This window comes from Deltaproteobacteria bacterium PRO3 (genome assembly GCA_030263375.1).
Taxonomy (GTDB): Bacteria; UBA10199; UBA10199; order DSSB01; family DSSB01; genus DSSB01.
Map to the genome: position 1 here is coordinate 1 of SZOV01000111.1, position 9649 is coordinate 9649.

13 protein-coding genes are annotated in these 9649 nt (G+C 64.5%); 5 read left to right on the top strand and 8 right to left on the bottom strand.

Translation table 11 applies throughout. From position 1 onward, the window contains the following. The 5 genes from FBR05_13260 to FBR05_13280 all read right to left on the bottom strand — a co-directional run. The coding region (locus tag FBR05_13260; protein MDL1873147.1) for a hypothetical protein at positions 1-669 on the bottom strand (669 nt) is incomplete at its 3' end. A 152-nt stretch (positions 670-821) separates the two neighbouring features. Beyond that, entirely contained in the window at positions 822-1079 is a 258-nt protein-coding gene (locus FBR05_13265) for a hypothetical protein (protein ID MDL1873148.1), read from the bottom strand. Between the two features lie 63 nt (positions 1080-1142). Beyond that, positions 1143-1514, bottom strand: coding sequence for a hypothetical protein (locus FBR05_13270; GenBank protein MDL1873149.1), 372 nt, complete (start codon positions 1512-1514; stop codon positions 1143-1145). Between the two features lie 68 nt (positions 1515-1582). Continuing rightward, positions 1583-2467, bottom strand: coding sequence for a hypothetical protein (locus FBR05_13275; GenBank protein ID MDL1873150.1), 885 nt, complete (start codon positions 2465-2467; stop codon positions 1583-1585). A gap of 186 nt (positions 2468-2653) precedes the next feature. After that, positions 2654-4084 (bottom strand): PLP-dependent aminotransferase family protein, encoded by a 1431-nt coding sequence (locus tag FBR05_13280; protein MDL1873151.1) that lies wholly within the window; start codon positions 4082-4084, stop codon positions 2654-2656. A 152-nt stretch (positions 4085-4236) separates the two neighbouring features. On the opposite strand from FBR05_13280, the gene FBR05_13285 reads away from it, so the two are divergent. Further along, a complete protein-coding gene (locus FBR05_13285) occupies positions 4237-5445 on the top strand; it encodes a DUF2917 domain-containing protein (GenBank protein ID MDL1873152.1) in 1209 nt (402 codons plus the stop codon). Positions 5446-5469: 24 nt separating this feature from the next. Here FBR05_13285 and htpX read toward each other — a convergent pair whose 3' ends face one another. Both htpX and FBR05_13295 read right to left on the bottom strand, forming a co-directional pair. Beyond that, positions 5470-6369 (bottom strand): protease HtpX, encoded by a 900-nt coding sequence (htpX, locus tag FBR05_13290; GenBank protein MDL1873153.1) that lies wholly within the window; start codon positions 6367-6369, stop codon positions 5470-5472. A gap of 95 nt (positions 6370-6464) precedes the next feature. Then, entirely contained in the window at positions 6465-6926 is a 462-nt protein-coding gene (locus tag FBR05_13295) for a hypothetical protein (GenBank protein ID MDL1873154.1), read from the bottom strand. A 47-nt stretch (positions 6927-6973) separates the two neighbouring features. Here FBR05_13295 and sixA point away from each other — a divergent pair, with 47 nt between their 5' ends. Together sixA and FBR05_13305 are read left to right on the top strand one after the other, a co-directional pair. Then, positions 6974-7444, top strand: a complete 471-nt coding sequence (gene sixA / locus FBR05_13300) for a phosphohistidine phosphatase SixA (GenBank protein ID MDL1873155.1) — start codon at positions 6974-6976, stop codon at positions 7442-7444. Then, positions 7441-8163, top strand: coding sequence for a hypothetical protein (locus FBR05_13305; GenBank protein MDL1873156.1), 723 nt, complete (start codon positions 7441-7443; stop codon positions 8161-8163). The genes sixA and FBR05_13305 overlap by 4 nt, the downstream gene beginning before the upstream one ends. Before the next feature lie 12 nt (positions 8164-8175). Here FBR05_13305 and FBR05_13310 read toward each other — a convergent pair whose 3' ends face one another. Next, positions 8176-8664, bottom strand: coding sequence for a DUF4442 domain-containing protein (locus tag FBR05_13310; protein MDL1873157.1), 489 nt, complete (start codon positions 8662-8664; stop codon positions 8176-8178). 98 nt (positions 8665-8762) lie between these two features. Between FBR05_13310 and FBR05_13315 the strand changes: the two genes are divergently transcribed. After that, complete coding sequence (locus tag FBR05_13315; GenBank protein ID MDL1873158.1) at positions 8763-9134, top strand: cytochrome c; 372 nt, start codon at positions 8763-8765, stop codon at positions 9132-9134. A gap of 42 nt (positions 9135-9176) precedes the next feature. Beyond that, positions 9177-9649: hypothetical protein (locus FBR05_13320; protein MDL1873159.1), on the top strand; the 473-nt coding region annotated here is incomplete at its 3' end.

The following is a 9649-nucleotide window of genomic DNA, read 5'->3' on the forward strand; positions in this document are numbered from 1 at the left end:
GGGCGAAGGCGTCGCGGTGGGCGCCGGGGTCGGAGACGGAGTGGGACTGGCCGGCGGCGTCGGCGAAGGAGTCGGCGAGGGCGGAGGCGTCGGGCTGGGCGAAGGCGGCTCCGGCGTGGGCGAGGGAGAGGGGCGGTCGTCGTCGGCCTCGATCTCGACGCCGCTGAGGTCGTTGTGATTTCCCTCATCGCAGACCGCGTCTTCCCGGCGCTGCACCTTGATCTTGAGGCCCCGCACCAGGACGCGATTCGCCTGCAGGCGCAGGGCGCAGGTCCCCGGCGGCAGGCTGGTAGCGTCCAACACTACTGAGGGAGAGGTGCTGCCGTCGAGGATCAGCCCCCAGCCGTCGCCGCAAACGGCGGGCTTGCCCGGCCCGGCGGGGCAGTCGAGATCGCCCTCGCTGCGCAGGCTCAGCGTGTCCTGCAATCGTATCTCGTATTCCTGCCCGCCCTCGAAGCGGATCAGCTCGGTGCACATCCGGTTGCTGGCGCGGTTGTAGCCCTCCTCGACCTTACGGCGTAGGGAGTGGAAGTCTTCGACCGAATCGGCGTTGGAAAGCACGCCGCAGGTCGTGTTGTCGACGACCGCCGATGCGAGCCTGGGAAACAGCAGGGCGAAAGCCAGGAGCAGGAGGCAGGTTCGCCGCGATGGAAAGGGGCTTGGGGACATCGCTCCCTTTTCGGAGGCGAAGGAAAAAAGTTGCTTGATTTCAGAGGCTTAAGTGGAAAGACCTAGGCGTTGAAGCCGTGAAAAATATTGCGGTTTCCGGATAAAAAGCGGCGGGAAGGCGCCAAGGACGCCCTCCCGCCGGACCTTGCGCATTATTTTGTCACGTCCGAACGAGGGGTGGGGCGGTTGAGGTCCCGTTCCTTCGTCGGTAGTTGATTTTCCTTGGCCGGCATTTCGCGCTGGTATTTACTGCTGTGCTCGAAGCGTTTTCCTTCTTCCGCTTGAGAAGAGGCGCTCTTTTCGGCCTTATATTCCTCGTTGTATTTCGTATAGTCGATCCCCGCCCATGCGCCGGGCAGGAGCGCGGACATCGCGAGCGACGCCGCAAAGAATCTCAAGACGTTCTTCATAAAAAATCTCCTTTTGACGTTTTCACGGATATTTCGCTGGAACGAACGAGAATAGGGCAGGGCTCAATTCAAGAGGCGCAGGTGTCGAAGAAAGCGTGGTACCGATTCACGATCCCCCGGCGGGGATTCGAATCCGTAGGCGTGCAGATGCGCGATCTGCATGGGATTCATTTTCGGCAAAATCGTGGGCCAGGCCTTGGCTTGGGTCTTGGCGACTTCTTCGGCCTTTTGGGAGAGGCTGAGCGCGGCCACGCCCGCCCCCGGATAGACCGCGCAGCACTGCGGGTAATGCGCTTGCAGGGCCGCTGGACAGCAGGAATGGCAATTTTTCATGGCCATTTTGCAGACGTGCACCTCGGTTCGGCCCTTGGCCAATCCGGTCACGGCGAGAAAAAGGCCGAGGAAACAGCAAAGCGGCAGGAGCTTCTTCCACATCTTGGATTCATTCTAAGTCCGAAACGCCAAAGGGGCAAGGGGCCCCCGATGAATTATTTTTGGGGATGTTATTGCGGAGGATTTTCCGCCAAGAGCCGGTTCCCGGCGATGGCTAGGACCTCGGCGCTCCCACTCGGCGGGCCGTCCGCGCGGAGCAGCTCGGGAATGCGGCGGCGCAAGTTCGGCGAAGCGCGGAGGAACCTCAGGACGGCGGCGACCTTTTCGCGGCTGTAGTCCACCGTGCGTCCGCGCCGGACCTCGTCGAGGAGGCCGGCCAAGGCCTGGGACATGGAGTCGAGGGGATTTCCGCCGCGGGCCAATTCAGCGTAAAAGGCCTTCAGCTCGGTTTCCCGCGCGAAGTCGGGGCTTGCCTCGTCTCCGCCTCGGGCGAGGTCGATCAGGTGGGAGACCTCGTGTTCTTCGATGCTGGCCAGGCGCGCCCGCGCGAAGGCCCGGACGAAATCTCGCCGCGCTTTGCGGGCGGAGGCTTGGGTGGCGACGCAGCGCTCGTGCAAGTCCCGCCAGGCCGCGTTTTCGAGTTGGATCTGCAGCGTGCGCAGCCCGGCGACGGGAATGTGTCCCGGGGAAAACCAATCCGTCTCCAAGACGGCGATGCCTTCGCCGGCTTCCGGACTATCGCGCTGCGGCTCGCTTCCTTTAGACAGGCGATCGAAGATCTCTCCGCCTTCCCGTTCGAAATAGGCGCGATTCAGGAGGACGGTATAAATTCGCTTTCCAGCCTCGGTGCGGACGAAGGCTTGGCCGTCGTAGGCGACGCGGGGGTTGTTTTCGATCTGAAGGCGGTATTCCAGGGTCAGGCCGTCGAACTGGCGTGTCTTCACCTCAGGGGGCGCGGCCGCGGCCGAAAGCGAGGCGGTGAGACAAGCCAGCAGAATCGCCGCGAAAATCGCCGTTCGGGACGACCTTGGCCAAAGCCGGTGGTAAGCGGACAACTTCATCGGTGTGAAGAGAAGCAATCGGCATGCCACTTAACTTGGGTCGGTAGGAGGGGAAAGGGCAAGGATTTCCGGGAGGAAAAATTTTTCGGATGAATTCGGACCTAAGCGAAAGGTTTCGCTTGCCGAAAATTTATGCAACTGCCCGGCGAAGTGGCGGGGTAAGCCTGAGGGACCTTTCTCTCATGCGATGCCCTGCCGGAGCATCTCCCCCAGCTGCCGCAGCGCGGCGTCCATCCGGTCGGACCAGGGATGGCCGCAATTGAGCCGGACGCAGTTGCGGTACTTCTGCTTGGCGGAGAAGATCGGCCCCGGCGCGATGCTGATCTGTTCGGCGAGGGCCCGCCGGTGCAGGGCGAGCGCGTCCACCCCCTTCGGAAATTCCACCCACAAGACATAGCCTCCCTCGGGTCGCGAGACCCGCGTGCCCTTCGGGAAATGCCGCGCCACCGCCTCGCTCACGCGCCGGACGTTGTCTTGCAGCGCCCGGCGCAGCTGGCGCAGGTGGCGCTCGTAGCCGCCGTTTTGCAAGTATTCCGCGACCGCCATCTGCGGGAGCGTGGCGTTGGCGAGGGTCGTGTTGCGTTTCAACTTTTCGACCATGGGGCGGAAGCGTCCCGGCAGGGTCCAGCCGACCCGGAAGCCCGAGGCCAGGGTCTTGGAGAAGGAGGAGCAGAACAGCACCCAGCCCTCGCGGTCGAAGGCGGCGATCGGCTTGGGGCGATTGGCCTCGAAGTAGAGATCGCCGTAGATGTCGTCCTCGATCAGGGGCAGGCGCCGCTTGGCGATCAGGCGCGCCAGCGCTCTCCGATTTTCCTCGGGCATGCAGCTGCCCAAGGGGTTGAGGAAGCTCGGGATCGTGATCAGGGCCTTCACCTTGTGTCGGCGGAGCGCGGCGGTCAGGGCCGAGAGGCTCAGGCCCTCCCGGGGGTGCGTCGGCAGCTCGAGGGCCTTCAGTCCCAGGCTCTCCATCAGCTCGAGGATGCCGTAGTAGCAGGGGGATTCGACGGCGACCGTGTCCCCGGCCTTGGCGACCGCGCGCAGGCAGAGGTTGAGGGCCTCCATACAGCCGTTGGTGATCAGGACCTCGTCGGGTTTGAAGGCCCAGCCGAGCTCGAGGCCGCGCTTGGCGATCTGGCGGCGCAGGGCCGGAAGGCCCGGCGGGAATTCGTAGCTTAAGGCCTTGGCGCAGGACTCGCGGGCCAAAGCGGCGGTGAGGCGGGCCAGGGTCTTGGCGGGCATCAATTCCGGCGAGACCACCGCCGCGCCCAGCGGCACCACTTCGGGGTCTCGGGTGGAGGCGAGCACCTCGGCGATCAAGTCGCCCGAGCTCAGGCGCACCGCCGAGGCCGGCGGGGCGGAGATCGTGGGTTCGGGAGGAGGGGCCTGCGGGCGGGGCTTCACGTAAAAGCCCGACTGGGGTCGCGCTTCGATCAAGCCCTGGTTTTCCAGGAGGAAATAGGCCTGCAGGACGGTGGAGACGCTGACCCGCTGCTGGCGGCTGGTGCGGCGCACCGAGGGGATGCGCTCGCCGGCGCGCAGCACGCCCTCGCGGATTTGGCGGGCGATGCCTCCGGCGACTTGCTCGTAGAGTTTGGCTTCGGCTCTTTCCATGAAACGAAAGTTACCCGATTTGGACCTCGAGCGGCATGCACAGTCCGTCGAAAACGTTTCAGGTACAGTTTTATATCAAAACAAACTGTTATGGTCACAATTTATTTTGATTGAATCTGTATTGTTTTCTCGCGCGGGCTCATAGTCGGGTCATGAAGGCCTGGACGATTACCTTGGGGGAACGGCAGCTGTGGCGCCCCGCCTTTCGCGGGACGGCCTATCGGCTGCGCTGCGTCCGAGGGCGGGTCTGGGCCACCCGCGACGGGGACGGGGTGGATTATATCCTCGGTCCCGGAGAAGCCTGGGAGGCGGAAGGGGAGGACGGCGTCCTGCTGGAGGCGTTGACCCCCGCCGAGATCGTGGTAGGACCTGCCGAAGTTATGCCCGACGCCCCATCGACTCCGACCGCCTCGCGCCTCAGTCTCTACGCCGCCTTCGCGGCCGTCTACCTGATCTGGGGCTCCACCTACCTGGCCATCCATTACGCCATCGAGACCCTGCCGCCCTTCCTGATGGCCGGCGCCCGGTTTTTCCTGAGCGGGTTAATCCTCGCCTTGGCTCTCCTGGCCCGTGGTGGTCCGCGTCCCGTCTCTGCCGATTGGCGCGGCGCCGCGATCGTCGGCATTCTTTTGCTGGCCGGCGGCAACGGGAGCGTCGTCTGGGCCCAGCAAAGCGTCCCCTCAGGGATCACGGCGATGCTGATCGCGACCACGCCTTTTTGGATGATCTTCCTCGACCGGCTCAGCGGCGGCTTGAGGCGTATCTCCCCGCTCAGCGCCTTGGCGGCCCTGGTCGGATTTGCGGGGGTCTTTGTCCTCCTCTTTCCCAAGGGCTTTGGGGGAATGGGGGCGGTACCGCTCGTGCCGGCCCTGGCGATCCTCGGCGCCGCCTTTTGGTGGTCCTTGGGCTCGGCGCTCTCGCGGTTTTTGCGGATGCCGACCTCGCCGTGGTGGTCGACAGCCCTGCAGATGCTTTGCGGCGGGGCCTTTTTGCTGGTCTTGGGGACCTTCCGCGGGGAATGGGCGGGTTTCGAGCCCGCGCGCATCTCCGCCGCCTCGGTCGCGGCTTGGCTTTACCTGATCTTTTTCGGCTCCATCGTGGGCTACTCGGCCTACCTGTGGATCCTGCGGCACAGCACGCCGACCCGGGTCTCGACCTATGCCTTCGTCAACCCGGTCGTGGCCCTGTTATTGGGCTGGGCGGTGGCGGGGGAGGCCCTCGGTCCCCGGACGCTCCTGGCCGCGGCCTTGATCCTGCCGAGCGTGGTGGTCTTGATCGGAGGAAAGGAGGAGCGCCGTGATCGCAAGGTCCGAGGCGGGAAAGTTCGCGAGGGACTGGATTCCAGCTTGGAACCCACGTGAGCTTGCGGCCTTCCCCGAGGTGGATCAGGCGGCCTCTTGAAGCCTGCGGATGCGGTCTTCGAGCGGGGGGTGCGAGGAGAAGAGCTTGAGAAAGCCCTTGCCGTGCCCGGAGATCTGCATCGTCTGGATCGAGGGGTGTTTGTGCGGGTCGACGACGTCGTAGGCCCGCTGCAGGGCCTGGAGGGCCGAGACCATCTTTTGGCGGCCCGCCAGCAGGGCCCCGCCCGCGTCGGCGCGGTACTCGCGGTAGCGCGAGAACCAGGCCACCACCAGGGATCCGAGGATCATGAAGAAGATCTCGAGGACGATCTGCACCAGAAAAAAGACTCCGTAGGAGATGCCGCGGTCGTCGCGGTCGCCCCGCAGGGCGGCGGAGACCGCGTAGGCGATCACCCGCGAGAGGAACATCACGAAGGCGTTGACCACGCCCTGGAGCAGGGTCATCGTCACCATGTCGCCGTTGGCGATGTGCGAGATCTCGTGGCCCAGCACCCCCTCGACCTCGTCGCGGTCCATGCTGCGCAGCAGGCCGGTGGAGACGGCGACCAGGGAGCGGGACTTGGTGGGGCCGGTGGCGAAGGCGTTGAGCTCGGGCGAGTCGTAGACGCCGACCTCGGGCATGTCGCGCAGGCCGGCGCTCTGCGCCAATTGGTAGACGGTTTGCAACAGCCTTTGTTCAGCGGGGTCCGGGCTTTGCGGGTCGATCACCTGGACGCCCATGGTCCATTTGGCCATCTGCCGGGACAGCGCCAGAGAGATAAGCGAACCGGCCATGCCCCAGATCAGGCAGAAGACGGCGAGGGAGGTGTAGTCGAGGCCGTATTGGTTGAGGTAGGGCCGGACTCCGAGCAGGTTGAGGAGGACCGAGATGGTCACCACCACCAAGAAGTTGACCAAGAGAAACAGCACCACCCGTTTAGCCATAACAAAATCCTCCACAAAGCCACGTCGCGGCGCGACCCAGACAGAAAATATTCACTAAAGGGCAACGCGTCAAGCGCGGCTTGGGTTGAATTTTTTTAGGGGTTTCCGCGCAGTCGCTCCAGGCGACGGAGGATCTTCTCGACATGGGTGGCGTGCCAATAAATCTTCCCGCAGACGGGGCAGCCGGTGAAGGCGGACTGGGAGGCGAAGACGTAGGGCCAAACCCGGCCCTCCACCTGGGCCTTGGGGAGGGGGAGAAGGGGGGTATTGCACTCCGCGCAGCGGCTGAGGCTGCGGGCCTCCGCGAGGGCCGCGCCGAAGTGCTCGCGGAATTCGGAAAACTGCTCCTCCATCCGGTCCCGACTGATGAAGAGGAATTCCTCCGGCCGCAAGGTGCGGATCAGACGGGTGTCCCGCGTGAGGAGGATGCGGTTCTCGCGCCGCGCCGCCGCGACCAGATCCGGATCGGGGATCTCCCGGCGATAGGCCACGTCCACGCCGGCCAGTCGCAGCCAGCGGGCGAGCTTGCCGAGCATTTCGTCCGCGAAGAAGCGCATGGGTCGATTATACTGGATTCTTCGGCCATTTCGATTACAAGCGAGGGATGCAGCTCTGGTTGATCCGGCATGGGGAGTGCGAGACGAACGCCGCCAGCGACGAGGCGAGGCTCTTGACGCCGCGGGGCCTCGAGGATGTCGCGAAGGTGGCGGCCCGAGCGGCCGCCGAGGCGTCGGCGGCTCCCCAGGCCATGCTCAGCAGCCCCTTCCGCCGGGCCCAACAGACGGCCGAGGCCTTCCAGGCGCAATGGGGTCTCGAGATCGAGACCGCATCCTGGCTCCTGCCGCTGTCGGGGGTCGCCGCCGCCTTGGAAGCGCTCCGCAAGCGGCCGGAAGAGGGGATCGTCCTCGTGGGGCACATGCCCAACCTGGGACTGCTGCTCGCGGCCTTGCTTTGGGGCCTGCCGCCGCGCGAGGCGGTGCTGCCCCGCGCCGCCGCGGCGCTCTTGGAGCTCCCCGCCTGGGAGCCCGGGGCCGCCAAGCTGAAACTTTTCATCAAACCCGAGGAGATCCCATGAAAATCGCTTCACTCGCCGGCATCGCCCTGACCCTCGCCCTGCTCACCGGCTGCCTGGAGTTCAACGAAGTCACTCAGCTCAAGCCCGACGGGAGCGTCGACTTCACCCTCAGTATCCAGCTGCCCGACATCCCCGACAAGAAGAAGGAGGATGAAAAGCAAAAGGAGGCCGAGCGGGATATCGAGGCGATGTTTCAAAAAATGGCGGGCTCCGTTCAATTGAAGGGCAAGACGGAAAAGACCGAATACGGCAAGACCACCTTCACCTTGGCGGCGGCCATGGATTCCTTGACCCGTATCGGACAGATCTACCAGGGCATCGGAAAGCCCGATTCGGGGAAGGATAAAAAAGAAGGCAAGGAAGTCTTCGACGAGATCTTTTCGCAGAAAAACGACTATCAGGTGAAGAAGGGCCCGAATAACAGCCTGGTCATCACCCGAAGCTTCGCGCCCCCCAAGAAGCCCAAGAAAAAGCCGGAGAAGAAAGACAAGGACTCCGTCGAATTCTCCAAGGACATGGAGGTCCTGATGTTGAACGCGATGACCTTCCAGTTCGAGTTCTTCTCCCCCACCGAGGTGATCCGCAGCAACGCGACCCAGGTCTTCGGCAACAACCTGCGCTGGGACGTCTCGCTGGGCTATCTCTCGGAGAAGCCCTTCAAGATGGAGATCGAGATCGCCGCGACCCCCGAGCTCGAGGCCGCTTTGCTGAAGAAATAAGCCCGGCGTCCCTTATCCCGGTGCCTCGTCGTCCGTAGACCGGCCCCCGCGGTCTTTCTTCCGAATGTAGAGCGTCTTGACGACGGTCACGCAGGTGTGTCCCTCGCGGTCGATTCCCTTCACCTCGAATCTCGGCAGGGATTTGCCCGTGCTCTCCAAGTCGCGGCGGATCGCGGCGAGTGCCTCGTCGGTGATGACGAAGCGGTAGGTCACCGTCGAGCGCGCCGGCCTTTGGTAGTGGATCTCGGCAGCCTTGTCCCAGACGATGTAGTCCTGGATGCCCAGGATCTTGATCAGCATCAGCATGTAGAAGGGGTCGGTGGCGGCGAAGAGGCTGCCGCCGAAGGCGGTGCCTACGTAGTTGCGGGTGAGCAGGCTTTTCTTCAGCTCGACGACGCATTCGCGCCAATCGGGGGAGATCGACTTCACCTTGGTCCGGGTGAAGAGATACGGCGGATAGAGGTTGAGCAGAAGGCGCAGGCCGCGCGGACCGAGTTCCATGCCTCCGAAATAGCAAAGGAGGCCTCAAAAAACCACCGCTCGTTTCCTTAGCGCCCGCCGTCTTGACGGGGCCTTCGCCGCTGGGCTAAGCAGCGCCCATGTCTTTCCGGAAAATGCTCCCGCTTCTTTTCCTGCTCGGCGCCTGCAGCGTCGCCTCCTCGCCGCAGGACGCCGCCACGCCCGCCGTCGAGGGGGCTAGGCTCTTCAAGGCCAAGGGTTGCACCACCTGCCACACGCTCGGCGAGGGGGTGAAGGTCGGGCCCGACCTCCAGGGCCTTTTCTCCCGCCGGGACGAGGCCTGGATCCGGCGTTACATCGCCGACCCGGTGACCATGGTGGAGCAGGACCCCATCGCCCGCGAGCTCAAGGCCCAATATAAGATCCAGATGCCCAAGATGATGATCTCTCCCGCCGAGATGGACCAGCTGCTGGCCTACCTCCGCGAGGCCGGCGCCCCGACAAAACCGTAGGCCCGGCCGCCGCCCCGGTGCTATTCTTAGGGGGGAGGTCGCATGGGGGAAGAAGTCCGCCAGGAGCGCTTTGCAGAGGCCGATTTCGCGCGATTTGTCGCCCGCCTCGGCGAGGAGACCGAGGCCCTGGGCCGTTGGTTCGACCGCGCGGACGGGGAAGAGGGCGGAGAGTGCGCCGGCTTCGAGCTGGAGCTCTGTCTGGTCGACGGCGGGCAACGGCCCGCTCCCGAGAACCAGGCCATCCTCGCCGCGGTGGCCGATCCCCACTTGGTCCCCGAGCTCTCCCGCTTCAACCTCGAATTGAACAGCGATCCGCATCCCCTGGAGCCGGGCCTGCTCTCCGCCCTGCGCGCGGAGCTGGACGTGCTGGGCGCGCGCGTCGACCGCGAGGCGGAGGGGCGTGGGCTGCATTTTCTGATGATCGGTACCCTGCCGACCCTGGCCGAAGAGGCCCTGACCCTTGAGAACATGTCGCCGCTGCACCGCTATCACCTGCTCAACGACGAGGTGGTGCG

Bases quoted from the DNA above. Each gene is read 5' to 3' on its own strand.
- FBR05_13265 (MDL1873148.1), bottom strand. From the start codon at position 1,079: ATGAAGAACGTCTTGAGATTCTTTGCGGCGTCGCTCGCGATGTCCGCG.
- FBR05_13270 (MDL1873149.1), bottom strand. From the start codon at position 1,514: ATGTGGAAGAAGCTCCTGCCGCTTTGCTGTTTCCTCGGCCTTTTTCTC.
- FBR05_13280 (MDL1873151.1), bottom strand. From the start codon at position 4,084: ATGGAAAGAGCCGAAGCCAAACTCTACGAGCAAGTCGCCGGAGGCATC.
- FBR05_13285 (MDL1873152.1), top strand. From the start codon at position 4,237: ATGAAGGCCTGGACGATTACCTTGGGGGAACGGCAGCTGTGGCGCCCC.
- htpX (MDL1873153.1), bottom strand. From the start codon at position 6,369: ATGGCTAAACGGGTGGTGCTGTTTCTCTTGGTCAACTTCTTGGTGGTG.
- FBR05_13295 (MDL1873154.1), bottom strand. From the start codon at position 6,926: ATGCGCTTCTTCGCGGACGAAATGCTCGGCAAGCTCGCCCGCTGGCTG.
- sixA (MDL1873155.1), top strand. From the start codon at position 6,974: ATGCAGCTCTGGTTGATCCGGCATGGGGAGTGCGAGACGAACGCCGCC.
- FBR05_13305 (MDL1873156.1), top strand. From the start codon at position 7,441: ATGAAAATCGCTTCACTCGCCGGCATCGCCCTGACCCTCGCCCTGCTC.
- FBR05_13310 (MDL1873157.1), bottom strand. From the start codon at position 8,664: ATGGAACTCGGTCCGCGCGGCCTGCGCCTTCTGCTCAACCTCTATCCG.
- FBR05_13315 (MDL1873158.1), top strand. From the start codon at position 8,763: ATGTCTTTCCGGAAAATGCTCCCGCTTCTTTTCCTGCTCGGCGCCTGC.